Annotated in this window: 13 protein-coding genes; 11 read left to right on the forward strand and 2 right to left on the reverse strand. The window is 44.5% G+C overall.

All coding sequences use genetic code 11. The annotated features are described in order from the left end of the window. Positions 1-190: 190 nt before the first annotated feature. The 9 genes from FLM53_RS16550 to FLM53_RS16590 all read left to right on the forward strand — a co-directional run bounded on the left by FLM53_RS16550 (position 191) and on the right by FLM53_RS16590 (position 13,342). Positions 191-1,474 (forward strand): carbohydrate porin, encoded by a 1,284-nt coding sequence (locus tag FLM53_RS16550; RefSeq protein ID WP_176678961.1) that lies wholly within the window; start codon positions 191-193, stop codon positions 1,472-1,474. Positions 1,475-1,671: 197 nt separating this feature from the next. Beyond that, positions 1,672-3,690: a methyl-accepting chemotaxis protein gene (locus FLM53_RS16555; protein ID WP_176678960.1), complete on the forward strand. Its 2,019-nt coding sequence runs from the start codon at positions 1,672-1,674 to the stop codon at positions 3,688-3,690. A gap of 448 nt (positions 3,691-4,138) precedes the next feature. After that, complete coding sequence (locus FLM53_RS16560) at positions 4,139-5,146, forward strand: LacI family DNA-binding transcriptional regulator (RefSeq protein ID WP_017068575.1); 1,008 nt, start codon at positions 4,139-4,141, stop codon at positions 5,144-5,146. 18 nt (positions 5,147-5,164) lie between these two features. Beyond that, on the forward strand, positions 5,165-6,412 hold the full coding sequence (locus tag FLM53_RS16565) for an ABC transporter substrate-binding protein (RefSeq protein WP_176678959.1): 1,248 nt from the start codon (positions 5,165-5,167) through the stop codon (positions 6,410-6,412). A gap of 67 nt (positions 6,413-6,479) precedes the next feature. After that, a complete protein-coding gene (locus tag FLM53_RS16570) occupies positions 6,480-7,466 on the forward strand; it encodes a carbohydrate ABC transporter permease (protein ID WP_008216694.1) in 987 nt (328 codons plus the stop codon). A gap of 46 nt (positions 7,467-7,512) precedes the next feature. Beyond that, positions 7,513-8,361: a carbohydrate ABC transporter permease gene (locus FLM53_RS16575; RefSeq protein ID WP_176680047.1), complete on the forward strand. Its 849-nt coding sequence runs from the start codon at positions 7,513-7,515 to the stop codon at positions 8,359-8,361. Positions 8,362-8,378: 17 nt separating this feature from the next. Then, on the forward strand, positions 8,379-9,728 hold the full coding sequence (locus FLM53_RS16580) for a GH1 family beta-glucosidase (RefSeq protein WP_176678958.1): 1,350 nt from the start codon (positions 8,379-8,381) through the stop codon (positions 9,726-9,728). Then, positions 9,728-10,819: an ABC transporter ATP-binding protein gene (locus FLM53_RS16585; RefSeq protein WP_176678957.1), complete on the forward strand. Its 1,092-nt coding sequence runs from the start codon at positions 9,728-9,730 to the stop codon at positions 10,817-10,819. Before FLM53_RS16580 ends, FLM53_RS16585 begins: the two co-directional genes overlap by 1 nt. Before the next feature lie 108 nt (positions 10,820-10,927). Further along, positions 10,928-13,342 (forward strand): GH36-type glycosyl hydrolase domain-containing protein, encoded by a 2,415-nt coding sequence (locus FLM53_RS16590; protein WP_176678956.1) that lies wholly within the window; start codon positions 10,928-10,930, stop codon positions 13,340-13,342. A gap of 148 nt (positions 13,343-13,490) precedes the next feature. Here FLM53_RS16590 and FLM53_RS16595 read toward each other — a convergent pair whose 3' ends face one another. After that, a complete protein-coding gene (locus FLM53_RS16595) occupies positions 13,491-14,438 on the reverse strand; it encodes an aldose 1-epimerase (protein WP_176678955.1) in 948 nt (315 codons plus the stop codon). A gap of 65 nt (positions 14,439-14,503) precedes the next feature. Between FLM53_RS16595 and FLM53_RS16600 the strand changes: the two genes are divergently transcribed. Next, positions 14,504-17,572 (forward strand): GH116 family glycosyl hydrolase, encoded by a 3,069-nt coding sequence (locus FLM53_RS16600; protein WP_176678954.1) that lies wholly within the window; start codon positions 14,504-14,506, stop codon positions 17,570-17,572. A gap of 97 nt (positions 17,573-17,669) precedes the next feature. Beyond that, positions 17,670-18,683 (forward strand): LacI family DNA-binding transcriptional regulator, encoded by a 1,014-nt coding sequence (locus tag FLM53_RS16605; protein WP_017631098.1) that lies wholly within the window; start codon positions 17,670-17,672, stop codon positions 18,681-18,683. A gap of 1,494 nt (positions 18,684-20,177) precedes the next feature. Here the strand turns inward: FLM53_RS16605 and FLM53_RS16610 are convergent. Beyond that, positions 20,178-20,507, reverse strand: a complete 330-nt coding sequence (locus FLM53_RS16610; protein ID WP_176678953.1) for a hypothetical protein — start codon at positions 20,505-20,507, stop codon at positions 20,178-20,180. Positions 20,508-21,058 lie beyond the last annotated feature (551 nt).

Consider the following 21,058-nt stretch of genomic DNA (forward strand, 5'->3'; position numbering starts at 1 on the left):
AGCTGATATTTTACGCAGCTCCCTCTCTAACTGATTGATCTTAATTTAATAGTTTTGGTCATGAATTTTCTAAAAGTTTCATGGCTCTCGGGCTAATTTATCAGTGTGAACAGCGACTAACTTTTCAACGCTTTCATTGCTTAATATTTCCCTGTTCGATGAAAACTCAAAAAAATAATAGGGAATTACAATGCAAAAATTTAAGCTTTTGCCAATAACAGTCGCAGTGGCGGCGTCGCTTGCTTCACTCTCTTCTTTTGCTGCAGAAACGGATCTTGCCGCTCTAGAACAACGAATCTTAGAGTTAGAATCTCAAGTTGGTGACATCAAGTATGTTGATGATCAACAACAAGCGGTTCTAACTTCAGAAACAACTGTACCAGACGGTATCGTCTTCTCTGGTTACGCTCGTTACGGCGCTCACTACAAAAGTGGTGATGAGCGTTATGTAGACATCGGTACAACAGGTCGCTCTGTTGGTCGTTTGGGTAACGAAGCTAACGGTGGTGAGGTTCAGTTAGCTAAGCTTTTCGAAGCTGACAATGGCGCTATCTGGGACATCGTATTCATGGCTGACCACTGGGAAGCTGACGCATGGGCTGATGACGGCGGCCTGAGCATGAAAAAAATGTACGCTGGTGTAACCAATGTATTTGAAAGCCAGCCAGAGCTGTACATGTGGGCTGGTCGTGATTTCCATCAACGTCCGCAACAAGGTTTGAACGATTACTTCTGGATGACACATGATGGTCAAGGTGCTGGCTTTAACAACCTAGATTTCGGTGGCGCCAAGCTAGACATGGGCTTTGTTGGCCAAGTGAAAGGCGGCCTAGTGAACGACAACGGTCGATACGCAATTACTTCTAAGTTGCACTCTATTAACGCAGGCATTGGTCAGCTAGATCTATACGCGAACTACGGTTTTGCATCAGATGAAGCAGATGAAGTCGGAAAGCCAAAAGTAAGTGACGAAACGGCATACCTAGTAGGTGCAACCTTAGGTTTGGGTGAGTCTAACAAGTTGGTTGTTAAGTATGGTGACGGTGCTGATTCGTCAGTATATGAACTGAAAGGTGATTACCAAACCTTCTACGCAAGTTTGGAAGGTAGCTACGCAGCATCTGAGCAATTCATCATCGATTACTTAGTGTCGTATAAAGACAACTCTGGTTCTGATCTAGACCGCGAGAACACGGAATACGCGGGTATCGTTCGTCCACAATACCAATGGGATGATGTTCACTCTACATGGTTAGAAGCAGGCTACGGCATGGTTGATTACGATGACGACGGTGAAGAGAACGCGTGGAAAGTAACGCTGTCTCAAAACGTTTCTCTAGGTGGTTTACCTTGGAGCCGTCCAATGCTTCGCTTCTACACAACAGTGGGTGATGTAGAAACGAAAGGCAACACAGTGAAGACAACGAATGTTGATACATTGTCGTTCGGTGCAATGTTTGAAGCTTGGTGGTAATCACAGCATAGAAAGCGCAGCTCTTTGAATTCGGCATATTTTCAAGGAGCCATGCTTTCGAATATCCATGCTTGTTAAGAGCACGTAATACTGTCCATTTTAGCCCTAAAGGCAGATTGATTAGGGCACGTTATATAACTCCATTCTTGGGCACATTCTTTGTGCCCTTTTTTTCGCCACTAGATCAAGGATTCACTATGAGACTTTCTTCCATCGTGTCTCGAGTATATTTAGGTTTCTTCGTACTGATCGTGATCATGCTGGGTTCAGCATGGTTAAGCATCAGTAGCAATAAAGACATCACCACTCGAATCGAAAACATCACCCAGCAAGCCACCCCATTAATGCTTCAATCCTCTGCGCTGACGATTCGATTCTTGGACATTAATCGCAGCACCACTCCCTACTTATCCGCCAATTACATCGACGAATTGGAACCACTGAAACAAACCGTCTTAAACAACATCGAACAATATCAGCAGCAATTGAGCTGGTTCGAAGGTAAGGGTGAGGCTGGTTCACAAATGGAAGCCATGCTGAACAACATCACTCAAACCGGCGTGTCGACTATCGATAAGATAGAGCGGGTATTAGAACTATATTTCGAGTATTTGGATAGCAAAGATCTCGGTTCGATGGGGCAAGCGCAATTTCAATCTGTGGTGGGGCAGCTTAATAATACCTTGGTGAATCAACTCGCGAGTGCAGATTCAGAGCAGACACAAAAGGCGATAGAGGCTTTACTGGTGCAATTGAGTTTGATTGCAGCGGAAGCCAACGAAGCGTTTTCACTGCAAACATCTTCAGAGGTTCGTGGGGTAGAGCGTCGCCTGCAAAGTCGAAAAGAGCGATTCGAACAAGCGGCAGCAGATTTAGATAACTTAGATTCGTCATTGCTGCGCCGCAGTAAACAGTCTTTATCACTGCTCGCTACACATGCGTTTTCAGATAATGGTTCAGTATCTACCCATAAAGAAACCGTTAAACTCGATGAGTCTATCTCCCTCCAAAAGCAGGAAATCGAACAGCTAATTGATCAGCAGTTAAGCCAGTTTAATGAGCTCTCAATGTACGCTGAAGACACAGCGATGCGCTTGTATCACGAATCGATGAACTCTTCACAGCAAGCCCTTTTGATGCAGGGCGTTATTGCACTTACTTCCGTACTTATTGCTCTGCTGATCGGGTTGAATATTGCCAAAGGGATTCGTAAACCAAGCAAGCTGCTGCAAAGTGCACTCGACCAAGTTGCTAACAAGGATTTGAGCGTAATGGTGCAATATCAAGCCAATAATGAGTTCGGTTCAGTGAGCGACAAGGTCAACTTAGTGATCAGTCACCTGACTCAAATGATTGAGAACATGCGTCAATCGTCGACGCGCTTAAAAGAGGCGTCTTTAGAGAACCAAAGCACGAGCCGTTCATTGAGTGAGGCGATGCAAGACCAAACCAATCAGACGGTGATGGTGGCCACGGCCATGGAACAGATCGAGTGCTCGGTGACAGAAATAACTCAAGCGGCTAATCAAACGCTAACGCTGGTGACCGAAGCGGTATCGAGTTCCAGTGATGGCCAGAAGACGATGGATAAAAGCGTCGAGTTGATGGGCAGTTTAGAGCGTAAGTTGGCAGAATCAACAGCGACCATTGGCCAGCTTGAAAGCGAAAGCTCCAGTATTGGCTCGATTTTGGATGTGATATCTGGGATCTCTGAACAAACCAATTTGTTGGCATTGAATGCCGCCATTGAAGCCGCTAGAGCGGGCGAACAAGGACGAGGTTTCTCTGTGGTGGCCGATGAAGTTCGCGTGTTAGCGGCCAAAACCAATGCCTCAACGCAAGAGATACACAACAAGATTGAACAGCTGCAAGCCAGTTCTAAACTGGCGGTGGAGCAAATAAATCAATGTGTGGTGGGGATGGTTCAATGTGTTGAGCAAACGGGCGAAGTGAATCACTCAATATCGACGGTCTCTGAGCTGCTCAATGAGGTAGAGCAAAGAAGCCATCAAATCGCGACCGCAACCACGGAACATCAAGTGGTCGCCTCTCAGGTTACGCAAAACATCAGTCAGATACACACCTTGGCAGAAGATAACTCTCAACGATCTCAGGTTCTGTTCTCCCATGGGCAGCAGCTTGAAACCATGTCGCAGCAGCAATTCTCACTAACTCAAGAGTTTAAGCTCGCTGAGCAATCAGAAAGCAAGGTTTAGAGGCGACTCTAAGCTCTTCCACTGTTTCACGCCCAGCCTTTGCTGGGCGTTGTTGTTTCAAGTTTCTGGTTCTGCAAAGCGAATTCGAAGTGCCTATGAAATGTTCCCATACAATTTCGCATAGCAACTGAAATAATAGGGTCAATTTCGCCCCGTATATTACCGTCTGCTGCGGGTTCATCACTGAATAGTGCTTTTTGAATAACGGAGTTTAAGCATGCTTGTTAGCACTTTGAGAGCAAGCAACCAAGTGCCGTTTTGCTAAGGTGAGCAATAATCTCATGAAACAGTTTCATGGCGTGAAGTGAATCTGTAAGCGCTTTCAAGATTTCCAAATCCAGCCTTTTTACCTCCAAGTTTAGTGTGATGACACTCACTTCAACTAAAACGTAATTTCTTAATAATCGTTTTGTAAGCGGTTACAAGCTAATGAAGTATCGAGGTTCGAGTGGCTACAATTAAACACGTATCAGAACATGCAGGTGTGTCTCAAGCGACAGTGTCTAGGGTTATCAACGGCACCAGTAGAGTGAGTCATGACAAGAAGTTGAAGGTTGAAAAAGCGATCAAAGAATTGGGTTATCGCCCGAACTCTATCGCTCAGGCTTTGGCTTCAAGTCGTACCGGAAGTGTGGGTGTTGTTGTTCCAGAACTGGGCGGATCTTTCTATTCAGGCATCTTGCATTGTATAGAGGAAAACCTACGCCGCTTCGGTTACCACGCTGTGGTTACAGCGGGTTCGAACACCGAACAAGGGCAGCGCGAGTCTGTGGAATTTCTGTTGGGGCGTCGTGTCGATGCTTTGATTCTTCATACTCAACTGCTCAGTGATGACTATTTAATTGAATTGGAAGAACAGGGGACCCCTGTGGTTTTGATTAACCGCTTCATCCCAGAAATGGCGATGAGTTGCATTGATATTGATAACGAAGTCGGGGGGCTACTCGCTACCCAATATCTTTTGCAAAAGGGACATACAGATATCGCGTGTATTACCGGGCCTTTAGATAAAGCGGACGCTAGGGGGCGTTTGCAGGGTTATCGCAAGGCACTGGAAGAAGCCGGTGTGCCATACGATGAAGCCTTAGTCTCTGAGGCGGGATTTACTGAAGAGACTGGCATCAGCGCCATGAAGAAGTTGATCAACAGAAAATGCCACTTTACGGCGGTATTTGCTTCAAACGATCACATGGCATTTGGCGCATTCGAAGTTTTGCATAAAGAGGGACTGTCTGTTCCGAGAGACGTTTCTCTTGTCGGCTTCGATAACACCATCTTCGCGCGTTATCTGACCCCTAGTTTGACCACCATTAATTTCCCCATTGAAGAGATGAGCATCGAAGCAGTGCAGCTCACTCTACAAAAGCTAAAAAAAATCAAACATGACGTGAACTTTAAATTGCTGCCGACGTTGGTCACTAGAAACTCGGTATCGGATTTACTCGTTACCCTATAAAAATATTAAGGATAGAACATGAAATTTAAGACCTTGGCGCTTTCATGCGCGGTTGCTTTAGGATTAGGTACAACAGCTGTAAACGCGGCTGACAAAGAGATTCGTTTCGACGGTTTCCCTGATTTCGATAGCAGCCTGAAGGTATTACTGCCTGATTTCGAAAAGGAAACAGGGATCAAAGTTGATTACCTTATGAACAACCACGGTGACCACCACACAAAACTAACGACTAACCTAGCAACTGGCTCAGGTGCAGGTGATGTGATTGTTGTGGACGTAGAGAAAATCGGTCCATTCGTTGGCTCTGGCGGCCTAGTTAACTTGTCTGAAAATTACGGTGCAGATAAATACGAAGAACGATTCGCACCTTACGCATGGGCACAAGGCAAAGGCGCTGACGGCGACATGTACGGTATCCCTGTCGACCTTGGTCCAGGTGTTATGTACTACCGCACCGACGTGTTTGAAAAAGCGGGAATCAATGTAGAAGACGCAATCAAAGATTGGGATTCATATATCACTGCGGGTGAAAAACTGAAAGAGCAAAACGTACAACTTATCGCTTCAGCAGCCGACGTGGCACAAGCGATCATCTTTACCACAGTTCCTGAAGGCGAAGGTCTTTACTTCGATAAAGACGGCAACCCAGTTGTGACATCTGAGCGTTTTGTTCACGCTTTTGAAGTGGCAAAAGAGATTCGCGACAAAGGCTTAGACGGCCGCATTCTGGCTTGGTCTAACGAATGGTACGAAGGCTTCCGCAACGGCACATTTGCAACTCAACTTTCTGGCGCTTGGCTACTTGGTCACCTAAACAACTGGATTGCACCTGAAACCAAAGGTAAGTGGGCAGTAGAGAACCTTCCTGATGGTATCTACGGCAGCTGGGGTGGTTCATTCCTATCTATCCCAACGCAATCTGAAAACCCAGATGAAGCATGGGCGCTTATCGAGTACATGACGACTGACCGTGACGTTCAACTTAAGCACTTCGAAACGATTGCGGCTTTCCCTGCGAACGTAACGACGTATGACGATGAGTTGTTCCAAGAAGAGATGGAATTCCTAGGTGGTCAGAAAGCGCGTCTTCTGTTTGCTGAAGTGGCACAGAACATCAAACCAGTATCTCCAGCTCAAGGCGACCACGTTGCACGTTCTATCATCTTAGAGAACGCATTGATGGAAGTGCTTGATGAAGGCAAGGACATCGAGACAGCACTTAAAGAGGCGGAGCGCCTAATCAAGCGTCGTACGCGCAATCTTTAATTTGTTATTACTTTGAGTAAGTGAGGAAGCGTGGATAACGCGCTTCCTTTTTTAAGAGGTCGTTACTATGAATCATACAGCGAGCACAACGATAGAACCTTCGGAGCCAAGCTTTTTTTCTCGTCTAAATTTGAAAGCGCTTACACCGTATGGATTTCTTCTGCCGTTTCTGATCATTTTTTCTGTATTTGGGATCTTCCCGCTGTTGTTCTCTGTTTACCTGTCGTTCCACGAATGGAACCCAGTACAGGGCATGGACGCAATGCAGTTCGTTGGTTTTGAGAACTATCACATTGCCTTGACTGACCCGTGGCTATGGCGTTCATTAAAGAACACATTGTGGCTAGCAATCACATCGGGTGTAGCTCAGCATTTAGTTGCTATTCCAGTGGCTTACATGTTGGTTTCAATGGGTGACCGTATGCGTCACTGGCTAACATCGGCGTACTTTCTACCGTTCATCACATCAACGGTCGCAGCGTCACTGATTTTCTTCAATATGTACTCTCCTAACTCAGGAATCATTAACCAAACACTGATGGCACTGGCCGATAGCACATTGTTTGGTTGGGCATTTGCTTGGGTTAACGATTTTCAACCAATCCGCTGGTTAGACGATGCCACTATGGTGAAGCCGTCTATCGCGATCATGGTTTTCTGGAAATACACCGGTTTTAACATCGTCCTTTACACCACAGGTTTAATGACGATTCCTAAAGACATTTTAGAAGCTGCTCGTATGGATGGTGCCAATGCCTTCCGCCGCTTCTGGAACATCTCACTACCAATGATTCGTCCATTCATCTTCTTTGCAATCACCATGACTATCATCGGTAACCTGCAAATGTTTGAAGAACCGTTCGTTCTAACGCGTGGTACAGGTGGTACAGGTCAATCTGGTTTAACTATCTCTATGTACCTCTACAAAGTGGGTTGGGAATGGTTAGAAATGGGCACAGCGTCAGCAATTTCATGGCTTCTGTTTGCACTCATCGCGTCTTGTACTTTGGTTCAATTTTTATTCTTCGGTAAGAAAGGCTTAGGGGAACATTAAGATGTCGACATCAATTAAGACAAATACCTCACCACTAAGTGGCCTAATGCCAAGCGAACGCACCATGTGCATCATGACTAAGATCTTGATGGTCATGCTCGGCATATTACTGATTGTTTCCGCAATCATTACGGTGTTCCCGTTTGTGTGGTCAGCTCTGCTTTCAACACGTGACCGTTCGGAGATCTTCGGCTCAGGCATCAGCTTCGCGATTGGCGACAGCCTAATGGTGAACTACGCAAAACTGCTGGAAATCATGCCGTTTTGGAAAGCGATGTTTAACTCGATTTACGTGGCTTTCTTAGGCACTACCATCTCGCTGCTGTTTTGTAGCATGGGTGGCTACGCGTTTGCGGTGTTTAAGTTCCGCGGAAAGAACGTGTTGTTCGGCATGCTGGTTGGCTCAATGGCAATTCCGCCTGTGCTTAGCCTGATCCCTTACTTCATGATCGTGAAGTTCTTAGGCTTGCTGGATAACCACATGGCGGTATGGCTACCGTTCACAACCACGCCATTTGGTATCTTCTTGATGCGTCAGCACGTGATTGCATCGATTCCTAAAGAGCTGTTAGAAGCGGCGAAGTTAGATGGTGCAGGTGAGTTCAGAACGTACTGGAGTGTGGTACTGCCACTGATGAAACCAGCACTAGCAACATTGGCTATCGTGCAGTTCGTCTTCTTCTGGAACATGTTTATGCAGCCTCTCGTGGTGCTAAACAACCCAGACAATTACGTCATCACACAAGCACTACGAAGTGTTCAAGGTATTCCGAATACGCCATGGGGCGCGGTAATGCTAGGTACCACAATTTCTATTTTACCACTCGTGATTACATACCTGTTCGCATCGAAACAGATGATCAGTGGTTTAACGTCCGGCGCAGTTAAAGGTTAGGTTTAAGGGTTATAACAATGAATAAATTTCAACTTCCAAGTGATTCAAAGTTACGCAGTAAGGAATTTGTATTCGGTGTCGCGACATCTTCATACCAAATTGAAGGCGGCGTTGAAGAGGGCGGTCGCACACCGTCTATCTGGGACACGTTTTGTAAGAAACCGGGTAAGGTAGATAACGGTGACAACGGTGATGTGGCGTGTGATCACTACCACTTGTGGCAACAAGATATCGAGATGATTCAAGGCTTAGGTGTTGATGCTTATCGCCTATCAATTGCATGGCCACGCATCTTGCCGCAAGACGGTGTGGTGAACCAGCAAGGTCTTGAGTTTTATGGTCAGATTATCGATGAGTGTCATGCTCGTGGCATGAAGGTGTTTGTCACACTTTATCACTGGGACTTACCGCAATACCTTGAAGACAAAGGTGGCTGGTTAAACCGTGAAACGTCTTACAAGTTTGCGGAATACGCAGAAGTGGTGAGTAAGTACTTTGGTGACAATATCGATGTGTACACCACACTCAATGAACCATTTGTGTCTGCATTCCTAGGCTACCGCTGGGGCGAACATGCACCAGGTATCAAGGGTGAAAAAGAGGGCTACCTAGCGTCTCACCACTTAATGCTGGCACACGGTTTGGCAATGCCTATTCTTCGTAACAATGCGCCTCATGCTAAGCATGGCGTGGTATTTAACGCGACTCCGGCTTACCCATTAACACCACAAGATCAAGGTGCCGCAGACTACTGCGAAGCCGAGAACTACCACTGGTTCATCGACCCAGTATTGAAGGGTGAATACCCGCAGCTGGTCGTTGAGCGCCAAGCGATGAACATGCCAATGATTCTTGAAGGTGATCTAGACATCATAAGTGCTCCTGTTGATTACATCGGTATCAACTACTACACACGCAATGTCGCTCGATTCAACGAGAACGGCGACATTGAATCAGTAAAACAGACTGACGCTGAACACACTTACATTGGCTGGGAAATTAACCCACAAGGCCTAACCGATTTATTGGTAAGACTGGATGCGCGTTACGAAAATATGCCGCCTATCTATATCACAGAGAACGGTGCAGCAGGTAACGACGAGCGTGTTAACGGACAAGTGATGGATGACCAACGTGTTCGTTACTTCCAAGGCCACATCGAAGCGGTTCACAACGCCGTTGAAGCGGGTGTGAAAGTTGATGGCTATTTCGCTTGGAGCCTGATGGATAACTTTGAGTGGGCATTCGGCTACTGCCAGCGTTTTGGCATTGTCCATGTTGATTACACCACCCAAGAAAGAACACTGAAACAGAGCGCAATTGCGTACCGAAACATGCTTCAAGAGCGCGCTGAGGAGAACAGATAATGGCTAAAGTAGAATTTAAGAACATCAAAAAATCATTCGGTGATGTTGAGGTTGTAAAAGAGTTTGATTTTACGGTTGAAGACGGTGAGTTCGTGGTTTTCCTTGGCCCATCTGGCTGTGGTAAATCGACCACACTACGTATGCTTGCAGGCCTAGAGAGCATCAGCTCTGGTGACATCGTCGTTGGTGGCAAAGTGATGAATAAGGTCGATGCTAAAGACCGTGACTTAGCGATGGTATTCCAAAGCTACGCACTGTACCCACACATGACGGTGTACGAGAACATCGCCTTTGCATTAAAACTGAAAGGCATGCCGAAAGCAGAAATCGACGCAGAAGTACTAAAAGCGGCGAGAATGCTGGAGCTTGACCCTCTACTGAACCGTAAGCCAAAAGAGCTTTCTGGTGGTCAACGTCAGCGTGTGGCAATGGGCCGTGCGATGGTTCGTACACCTAAAGTGTTCTTGTTTGATGAGCCGCTATCTAACCTCGATGCCAAGTTGCGTGGCGTGATGCGTGAAGAGATCAAACACCTACACCGTGAGCTGAAAACTACCACGATCTACGTTACACACGACCAGATCGAAGCGATGACATTAGCGGACAGAATCGTGATTCTGAAAGACGGTTACGTTGCTCAAGTGGGTACACCAACAGAGGTGTTCCAGCGCCCGGCTAACAAGTTTGTCGCGCAATTCATTGGTAACCCATCAATGAACATGTTGGAAGCGAAGCTGATTGAAAAAGAAGGCGAATACTTCGTTGAACTTGGCGATGTTCACATCCCATTGCCGGAGCGTTTTAAGTCTCTGGCGTCTAAAAATCTAGCGCTTCACTTTGGTGTCCGTCCAACTGATATCCACCTACGTGCTGAGCAAGTGGACCACGATCGTGTGCTGCCATTCCCTGTGAAAATCAAAGACAAGGAACTGTTGGGTGCGAGCATTCTTTTGAAAACAGAAATTGGCGGCCAACCGCTGATGGTTGAAACCCAAGCTGCTGAGGTAGATGTGAAAGAGCTGACTCTTTACTTGGATTTGGATGCTTTCCACCTGTTTGACGCACTGAGTGAGAACTCGCTAGCGAGCTAGCCAATTACGATCTAGCCAGTCAACTTAAGTCAGCCAACGAGCTGACACCAACCAACTTACGACAAATTGTTTTGGCTCCTCCTGATTTGGGAGGGGCTAGGGATAGTGATGATGAAATTCGGATATTTTGACGATAAAAACAAAGAATACGTAGCAACCACACCATGCACACCGATCAAATGGTGTAACTATGTGGGTACATTAGATTTCGGTGGCATTGTCGATAGCAACGGCGGCGTGTTGCTGTGTAAGGGCGATCCGGCACTCAACCGTATCACTAAGTACATTGCTCAACTGCCAAACTCAGACTTCAAAGGCTCGACCATGTACCTCAAGGTACGTGATGAAGCGGGCAACGTAGAAATTTTCTCGCCTTTCTACACCCCAACCTTGAAGCCGTTAGATAAGTTTGAAAACCACACCGGTTTGTCTTACACCACCATCATTGCAGAAGCGTTTGGTGTGCGTTGTGAAGCGACCTTCTTCGTGCCAAAAGCTGACCAAGTACTGCTACAAGACATCAAAGTGACCAACATTTCAGACAAAGCGCTGCACGTTGATGTAGTGCCTGTTTACGAATTCACGCACTTCGATGCGCTCAAACAGCTACTCAATGCGGACTGGGTTCCACAAACCATGACGCTAAAAGCACACCAGCAAGAGTCGGGTCATACCGTGCTTGAGCAGTATGCCTTCATGAAGCGTGACTACGCGGTGAACCTGATGACAGCGGATCGCCCTGCGACGTCTTTTGATGGTGATCGCCAATCGTTCCTAGGTAATTTGGGCTACGGTACATGGGCAGCACCAGAAGCACTAAACAATGATGAATTAGGCAACACCGAGTGTTTGCGTGGCGACAACATTGGCGCACTGAATCTGCGTCTAGGTTGGTTATCTCCAGAGCAGACAGAACGTACGATTGTACAAATCGCGCAAGAACAGAGCCTAGAAGTCGCACTTCCTCTGTTGGCTAAATATCGTGACCATCAAGTGGTCGATTCTGCTTTCGCTGAACTGGCTGAACATTGGGATGGTTACCTACAAGCGGTTCAGGTTGAAACGCCAGATCCAGCAATGAACTCAATGCTTAACGTACATAACCCACGTCAGTGTCACACAACCAAAAACTGGTCTCGTTACCTGTCTCTTTATCAGCTGGGCTATGGCGCACGTGGCATCGGTTTCCGTGATTCTTCGCAAGATACTTTAGGCGTCATTACTCACATGCCAGAAGAAGCGCGCGAGTTCATTGAGCGTCTGTTGTCTGTTCAGAATACTAACGGTTCTGCGATGCATCAGTTCTTCCCATCAACCATGGAAGCGAACGCGGGTGACTCGCGTGAAGAAGAAGATCGCCCTGACTATTACGGCGATGATCACCTGTGGATCATCTACGCGGTCACTCAATATGTGAAAGAAACGGGCAATGCAGACTTCTTGAATAAAGAGATCCCGTTCTATCAAAAAGACAAAGCGGGCAACCCAGTTGAAACGGGAACGGTTTGGAACCACCTGTGCCGCGCGATTGAATTTACTTACACCAATACTGGTGAGCACGGTCTACCGTTATTAGGTTTTGCTGACTGGAATGACACGGTGAACCTGCCAACGGGTGCTGAGTCGATGATGGTGGCGAACATGTACGGCAAAGCACTGCTCGACATGTTGGACTTGTGTGAGCTGCGTGGCGAAGCGCAATTGACAGCTAAGTTTAAAGATCAGTACCAACAGATGCAGAGCACAGTCAATGAGTGTGGCTGGGATGGCGAATGGTTTGTTCGTTACTTTGATGAGCAGGGCTTGCCAATCGGCTCTCATAAAAATGAGCAGGGGCAGATCTACACCAATGGTCAAAGCTGGCCTGTAATTTCTGGTTTCGCGACTCAAGAACGTGCAACGCAAGCACTAGATTCGGTTTACAACAAACTGAACACCACCAATGGCATTAAGCTTTCAACTCCGGGTTATAACGGCTTTGATCCTCAACTAGGTGGCGTATCAACATACCCACCAGGTGCGAAAGAGAACGGCGGTATCTTCTTGCATTCAAACCCATGGGTGATGATCGCAGAAGCGAAAATGGGCAACGGCGAGCGTGCTTACGAGTACTACCGTCAAATCAACCCAGCTTCTAAGAACGATGACATTGATACCTTTGAATCTGAACCTTACTGCTACCCACAAAATATTCTGGGTGACGAGCATAAACAGTTCGGTTTAGGGCGTAATGCGTGGCTTTCTGGTACTTCATCTTGGACATATGTGGCGGGTACGCAATGGATTCTAGGTGTTCGCCCTGAAGTGGATGGCTTGCTGGTGGATCCATGTATTCCTGCTGAGTGGTCAGAGTTCAAAGTACGTCGTCAGTTCCGTGGTGCGACTTATCATATTCATGTCACTAACCCGAATAACGTGTGTAAAGGTGTGGTTGAAATGAAGGTAAATGGTGACCTAATTTCAGGCAACAAAGCACCGGTATTTACATCAGGTGAGCACACCATCGAGGTGATTTTAGGTTAACAAGAGAAGGGCGCTTTATGCGCCCTTTATTGCTTCTTTAGTTTGCTTCTTTCGTTGTAGTTGTTTCGTTAGCAATGCGTTCTCTGGGGGGCTGACTTCGCATTCAGCAGTTGCCTTGATTTGGTTTAGTTTCGTTATTTGGGTTGCATCACTGTGGCTGATAGGTGGCTTGGCATTGCCAAGTAAAGGTTTGAGATTGGTTCGGACTAAGCGTCAATAAGCCAATCTGGTTATTGAATGCATCAGCTGGGCAAGTCATTGGTTCTATTGCAATACTTTGCTCGCTAGTCGGCGTGTACAGCTGAACGAATGGGTAGCTTTCATCTTGTTGATAGCGAATAGCGGCAGACGAATCTGAGCGTGTAAACGCAAGTTGATTGGTTGTTTTGGAATCGAATTCAAAGCAGTGATTTAAGCTTTGATTGGTGAGTGAATCGTCCAAAGACAAACGGTCAAAAGTGTGCTTTTCACCATTGGGTAGGTCGTTTTCGTGTATGACCTCAGAGCAAGGCGACATAGCGAGCCCACATCGTGCTAGCTCAGTACCGAGTGAAAAATAAGGGTGCCAAGCATCACCGAATGGGAAGGCTGAATCACCCAGGTTAGAGACGGTCGTTGAGGAAGTGAGTCTACCCGTGATATCGACAGTGAAGGTCACTTCAAGGTTGAAGGCAAATGGGAAAGCAGGATGCAAAGACGACGTTTGATACTGCAACGTCACACTGGCGGATTCTTCAGTGGCTACGCTGTTTGTGATTGAAAAAGGTTGGTTGTAGAGCAGGCCATGTACGGCGTGATCAGACCAAGGAAAATTAGCTGGGAGTTGATGGTTTTGGTTATCGAAACTGTAACGACCTAAGTTTAAACGGTTTGGAAAAGGGAATAATTTAGCACTGCGGGAAAAGAACGGATGTTGGTTGATCAGTTCATCATAATTCTGATAGCCACAAATAAAAGAGAATGGACTGTTATTTACGGTATATTTATTAATAACGGCACCAAATCCATTGATTATTTGAAGTTCTATACCATGTTGGTGGTTTATTAATGTGACAGAGTCAATATTTCCAAATTTTTCATTTATAATTTTAAACATGTTGATGTCTCCATTTTAAAAAAGATATTAACAAGAAGAAAAAAATATTCAATGGCGGTTTTAAAATGAATAATAAAATTCCATATACGAGTTACTCAGGAAATTCAGAACATCTGTGTAAAAAAGGTGATGCAGTTGAATTTATTCAACCTTGGTACACGCCAATTTCTACAACACCAGAAAATACCGGTATGGCTGTGGGCGGTATTGGCAATACATTTACACTGACGCCAAACGGCAACACGCCGAACTTCAGTTTTATTCCAGGAATATTTGTTGATTGTTCAGAGCAAGTTGTTAATTTTAATGATTTTTATGCTTCGGTTATGGATGTGCCGACCATTGATACCCTTCAGGTTCTTAACGAACAAGAGCTTAGTGTTCACCTGAATTTCTACCCGGCATTATTCGATGGCAAGAAAATAGATAATAGTTCGAATGCGATTAACCTCATTCGTAACGCATTAAAAAATGGCAACTTCTATAAAGAAAATAGAGAGAGCTTTATAAAGTGGAATGTTGAATTTTCTAATAAGACTCAATTATTAATTGAATTAGATTCATCGTCGATTGTTTGTCAATTATATGTAGCCTTAGATTTCTTTAATGGTTTATTAATAAATGGTGCAACGAGACTGCTATCACTAACTGCGGGAAATAATGGTGATATAGAAAGGGTTAATGGTAGCGATATAGAATATAAGGCTTTATATCCATTAGCTGAATATCAATATAATAGTTTCGATGATATTAAAATAAAGCGTAAGGTCGTCTCACCGATCGTTAAAGACGATAAACGCCTCTGTTCTTTACCGATGCACTGGAACCACTTCCAGTTCACCAACGAATCACAGCAAACTCGCGTGATTACGCTTGCTCAACCTCTGCAAAATTTGATTGGTTCAACCTATCGAAAAGGTCGCGATGGGATTCAAGATTCGGCGTGTACCTTATCTCAAAATCCGATAGCTCAGCAGCATCAAGCGGTGAAGGTAAACGGTGAAAGCCACGGTTTTAGCGGTGTTCAGCTCACTAGCCAGTCCCCTTATCAAAGTGATATTGAGGGTGAGGTGGTGTTTGGTGTCCAAACGGATAACCACTTACTAGAGTCTGGCAAGGTATCGGTGTCTGTTAAGCCGACGCTTTATACTTCGAAAGTGACCCAGCAAACAGAGTTCGCACTGAAAACAGGCCGTACTAACGCCGAATTCCAAACTGGGATCTACACTGGACGCGAAGCATTGAGTGCATTGGTTGTGGTTCAGGTTGAACTGGAGCCGGGCGAATCCGTTGACCTGCGTTTTGCACAGGTGATGGCACACAGTAAAGTTATGCTCAATGGTTGGCACTCAGACAAGGCTTACACTCAATTCTACCCGCAAGCAAAGCCTGCCTTACCCATGTTAGAGGATGTTCTGCCAAAGCTTGAGAGCATTGAACAGCAGATCGTGAAGCAACAAACGGCTTTCCTCGAACAGGCTCAAAGCAAGATTTCAAAACCTGAAGCGGCACTTCGCTATGCGACGATGGCGATGAACTCACTATCATTCTTAGCCGAATCCACAGTGTGGGATAAAGAAGATAAGTTCTTGGTGAAAGAGTGTGTCGATTACCCATTCTTTAACTCTCTGGATGTGTATTTCTACGGCTCATTTTCACTGCTTTACTTGCTGCCAGAGCTTGATGGCTGTGTGATGAAAGAGTTCTCAAAAGCCATCTTGGCCGAAGACTTCACTCAGCGCCGATACTGGGAATACGAAGCGACACCGAATGCTGAATTGATTGATGAGAAGTACCAAGGTGTGCGCGCAATTCGAGGTGCGGTTATTCACGATTTAGGTAGCCCGTTCGACATCCAGCCTGACGCGTATAGCTGGCACAATGTTAAAGAGTGGAAGGACTTAGCACCGAAATACATTCTGATGGTGTACCGCCACTACCAAAACACACAAGATATTTCTGTGGTAAAAGAGTGCTGGCAAGCTGTGACTGAAAGCATCGATTTCTTATCGAACTTGATTGCTGAGGGCGATGATTTACCGCTAACCCGAGGCACAGATGATACCTTCGATAACCTGGCTTCTCATGGTATCTCAATTTACTGCGCTACCTTGTGGGTTGCTGGTCTTCAAGCCGCGAGTGAACTTGCACAATTGATGGGTGAAAACGATCTAGGTGCGGGTTATCTAACACGTTCTAAAAAGGCATTAGCGACGGTTGAACAAAGCTTGTGGGATGAAAAAGAAGGCTACTACCACTTCTTCGTGACGCCAGTTCAAGCCAAGCATCTAACGGGTGAAGGCTACCAAGCTCTGGAAACCTTAGGCCTAACTTTGACGGGCGACGCGATTGCTGACAAGAGTACGCTCAATGCCTATCTTAATGAGACCGATACCTCCATCAACATCAGCAAGGTATCTCAAAGAGTCTCTAAGAAACGCTTACTGAGTGAGACCGCGCCCCAAGCCTTCACTCAAGAGTATCTAGAATTAGTACCAGATTCAGACAATAGCTTTGGTGATGCGCTGCTTGCAGATAGCTATCTAAAGTTGATTGGCTTAGAGGGTATTTTCCCGCAAGAGCGTATTCAACGCGCATTGGACTATGTTTATAAACATAACTTTGAGATCAACAGCCCAAAGTTGGGTGTGGCGAATATGACATTGGCAGACGGTTCACCCCATGAGGCTTTTCAGGCCCAAGATGTATGGATTGGCGTGCAATTTAGTGTCGCAACAGCGTTGAGCTTGGCGGGTAAATCTCAGCAAGCAGAAACATTGATGGATACCGTGTATACCGCGCTGTATGACTATTCAAAAATTCCATTTGCCGCACCAGAAGGCTTCAATTGTTCTGTCTCTTTCAATGAGCAAGATCTTACAGAATCTTTTGAATTGTCACAAAATGATGCGAAAAAGTGGCTTACTGCACTTAAATTGCAAAAGTGTGTGCTGTCTGACGGTCGAGTTAATCCTGAGCTGACTAAAGACAGTGATAAATTTGTTAGTATGCTGCAAGGCGAAATTTCCACTGAGCAAGCCATGGTTCTTCATAAATGGCTATTGAGCACAGGGTTGAAATATACCGCTGGTCGTTACTTCAGACCGGGGATGATCTTCGCCTACATGTATTAACTTAATGACACGTATTTCAACGAAAGCAGTGGTATGCAGGTTGAAATGGATGGGGAGCTCTGGGGCTCCCCAAATGTCACTGGATTAGGGTATCGAGATGCGCACGAAAACTAAAAAAACCACCGTATACGATGTAGCTAGGCTAGCCGGCGTTTCCCCAAGCACGGTTTCTCGTTTTCTTAATCGAACCACTTATGTGTCGGATGATAAAAGCCAGAACATCGAGCAGGCCATCAAAGACACTGGCTACAAGCCCAATTTTCAGATGCAAGAGAACATCAATCGCCGTTCTCTCACGATAGGCGTATTGGTACAACATCCTGACAGCCCTTATACCAGTCGTATCCTCAACGACATGGAGAAAACCCTGATAGCTCAAGGCTATTCGTTAGTGATAGCAACCGGGCACTGGCAAAAAAAGCTCGAGATACACGCTTTAGAGTATCTGGCTAAGAGCAATGTCGATGGCATGATCATCGTAACGGGCAGCATCACCAAAGAGGATATTGCCAAGTATGCGCAAGACATCCCGATTGTCGCGGTCGGTTATGACTTTGCTGAAGACAATGTTCGTTCAATCAATATCGATAATGTACTGGGCGGTTACATGGCGACGCTTCACTTATTGCAACAAGGGCATGTGAACATCGCTCATATCAAAGGGCTTTCGAGCCAACCAGATGCGGGTAATCGTTTTGAAGGCTATAAGAAAGCGCTGCAAGAGGCGGGTATTAAAGTGATGCCAAAGCTAGTCAAACAGGGCGATTTCAGTAGTGAGTCTGGTTATGAGAAAACCGTTGAATTAATCGAGTCGAAGATTCACTTTTCTGCTCTGTTCGCGGCCAATGATCAGACGGCTTACGGCGCGATTAAGGCGTTGCATGATCACGGCTACAAGGTACCAGAGGATGTGTCGGTGATTGGCTTTGATGACCTGCCAACGTCTAAATATTTCACGCCAGCATTAACCACCTTAAGACAGCCGATTGAAGAGATTGGAGAGGTGTGTGCGCAGTCGATTTTGAACTTGCTGTCAGGCGAGAGGCATGAAGCGCGATTACCACCGATTGATTTAATCGTCAGAGAGTCGACTAAGTCTTTGTATCGTTAATTTCAAGATGAGTATGAGTCGGTTCGCCCGTGATGATTCGTATTGATATCAATGTGAACCATGGTCGGAATGCCGCTGAGTAAAACTATCGATTTTGCTGCTGATATTTACGTCTTCACATTGTTCAATATGGGGCAGGTAAGCTAACCACTTCTGCTCCACTTTTTAAGGCATCGAACGGACTCGTCAAAGTTAACTGATAGGTATCTGACCTACTTTTTCTTATCAGTGTAATATCTATCGAACTGAAGTATTACCAATACGATCATGAGAAGAAATCGAGAAATTTTCAACGATGATCATTTGGATGAGTGTGGGGTTAGGATAGCTAGTTTTTTAGCCTTCAATAAAGTTGTCAAGAGCAAGACTTGTAGTATTCTTCTTTTATTAATTGCAAGTGGGAAAATAACGAAAAAGAGTTATACCTACGCGATGCAATCAACGAATGTTTTGGTGAATTTTACCTGAGGCAGTAGGTTTGAGAGCGTCCAGAATTATGGATAACTCTCAGTAACTGAAATCTGCTACTTACAGCAAAGTAGAGATAAAGGAAGTTATGGTATTAATATTTGAATGGCTTTGTCAGGAATTATTTCTAATAGTCTAGCAAACGCCATTAGTTTATCGAAGACTTGACCAAGCTCCTCATTGAGTGATGTAACGTTAAGTACAGTGTCAATAAAAATTGGGTAAAGAGACGATATTAAGAGTGTACGAAAGATAGAAATCTCCCCCTTGTCTTCAGTAAGCATTAAATGTAGCACTAGATAAGACCAAGAGTCCCCAGAATACAGCTATAAACGGATAGTTGAAAAACTCGTTTTTTTTGCAGGGTTCCAAATGATGAGAAAAACTTACTTTATCAAACAACCTAATAATACATATTAAAACAACTAATAATACATATTAAAACAACTAATGATAGATATGAACATGCCTATGCCTATGCCTATGCTTTTATCTTTCTCAATTAACCGCTGTTCGCACTTATCTATCGTATATTCACCTTTAAATAATGAATATGCAGCAAACATAATTAATAATGGAGCTAATATATAAAATAATCGTATAAGGGAGTGAGTCACCAGACATTCTTGGTATCTGGTGTCGGCGGTTAACTAAGATCCGTTTACCATTTTTTTATTCATAAATTGTTTTTTGGTTATCTTTTCAGTTTCACAAAAAAGTCGCCAATTTTTCGACCATATTGCTAATGAATGTAATAATTGATAAAGAAGAACACATTACTTCGTGTCAGAAAATTCACCTAGGTTACTGTTTTGTTAAAATAAATTTTTAATTGTTTATAGTCTCTACATTGATAATTACGATGAGTTGTTTGGATGCTGTGTACCGTGTTATTTTGAGTGGATAAATAGTGTCGAAGCTTTGAAAAAGAGGCCCTTTCGCTCTGGAATAAAGCCTCGATAAGATATTAACTAATACTCAAATAGCTAAACTAGCATTACCATGTTGAAACGCTTTTAATCTGACTTAAGCCACGCTATGTTCCACAATGTATTTTTTGCCAGTGTAGGCTTCAATATCTTGTGCTTTTCCGTCAAATAGTTGCCAATTCTCATTGTTGTAGTGATCGATTAGCAACTTATTGCGATAAAATGCATAGACAATTTGACCAATCAATCCTAAGCCTGATGTAAAGATTGCAGCAACAAGGATTAGAATCATAGCCCCTAGTCCTTTCCAGTGACCTCGGAAAAGATCTGGAATCCCCCCAAAAAATAAAACTGTCCATGAAAAACCAAGCTTCACCAGTTTAGTTTTGTTGTTATGTTTATTTTGAAATATTATATCTTTTGACATTTTTAAACACCTTGTAAAAATAAAGTGAATTATAGAGGTACTATGTCTTTAATCAACATATATAAATTATAACTATTTTTCATATCGGTCGTTAAAAAATAAACAAGAGCACTCAGGTTACACACTTGCCTGGAAAAAATCGAAGTAGGAAGTTTTGTTGGGGTAATTAAATATAGGAATCGCGATGAAGTTAATGGACAATTAGCAATAAAGTAGGTGTTAGTTTTGATTGGACTGTTGATTAGGGTACTTTTGACCTACCAAGACTTTACACATTTGTGCTAACACTATTTATGTTCTTGAAAGGATAATCGTTTAGTATGGCGGAAGGGTGCAGGGAGTGTATGAAGGAAAGATGGAAATACTTGTTATGAACTTCAAGTTACGTTAGAAATCATATGTTCATATATTGTACTGGAGGTGTGGTTGTTGAATTTTATTGAATAGTAAATTATTCACAGCTAATTAAATACGAGTGGTTGTATATTGATCGAATGAAAAATAAAAGCGAGTAATGTGTTTTTAATCAATTAATATAATAAAAAAATACT

It is taken from the genome of Vibrio sp. Scap24 (assembly GCF_013394185.1).
Taxonomy (GTDB): domain Bacteria; phylum Pseudomonadota; class Gammaproteobacteria; order Enterobacterales; family Vibrionaceae; genus Vibrio; species Vibrio pomeroyi.

Excerpts from the sequence above, each read along its gene's own strand:
- FLM53_RS16580 (WP_176678958.1), top strand. The coding sequence starts at position 8,379 with ATGAATAAATTTCAACTTCCAAGTGATTCAAAGTTACGCAGTAAGGAA.
- FLM53_RS16610 (WP_176678953.1), bottom strand. The coding sequence starts at position 20,507 with ATGTCAAAAGATATAATATTTCAAAATAAACATAACAACAAAACTAAA.
- FLM53_RS16595 (WP_176678955.1), bottom strand. The coding sequence starts at position 14,438 with ATGTTTAAAATTATAAATGAAAAATTTGGAAATATTGACTCTGTCACA.
- FLM53_RS16600 (WP_176678954.1), top strand. The coding sequence starts at position 14,504 with ATGAATAATAAAATTCCATATACGAGTTACTCAGGAAATTCAGAACAT.
- FLM53_RS16585 (WP_176678957.1), top strand. The coding sequence starts at position 9,728 with ATGGCTAAAGTAGAATTTAAGAACATCAAAAAATCATTCGGTGATGTT.
- FLM53_RS16555 (WP_176678960.1), top strand. The coding sequence starts at position 1,672 with ATGAGACTTTCTTCCATCGTGTCTCGAGTATATTTAGGTTTCTTCGTA.
- FLM53_RS16590 (WP_176678956.1), top strand. The coding sequence starts at position 10,928 with ATGATGAAATTCGGATATTTTGACGATAAAAACAAAGAATACGTAGCA.
- FLM53_RS16605 (WP_017631098.1), top strand. The coding sequence starts at position 17,670 with ATGCGCACGAAAACTAAAAAAACCACCGTATACGATGTAGCTAGGCTA.
- FLM53_RS16570 (WP_008216694.1), top strand. The coding sequence starts at position 6,480 with ATGAATCATACAGCGAGCACAACGATAGAACCTTCGGAGCCAAGCTTT.
- FLM53_RS16575 (WP_176680047.1), top strand. The coding sequence starts at position 7,513 with ATGCCAAGCGAACGCACCATGTGCATCATGACTAAGATCTTGATGGTC.
- FLM53_RS16550 (WP_176678961.1), top strand. The coding sequence starts at position 191 with ATGCAAAAATTTAAGCTTTTGCCAATAACAGTCGCAGTGGCGGCGTCG.
- FLM53_RS16565 (WP_176678959.1), top strand. The coding sequence starts at position 5,165 with ATGAAATTTAAGACCTTGGCGCTTTCATGCGCGGTTGCTTTAGGATTA.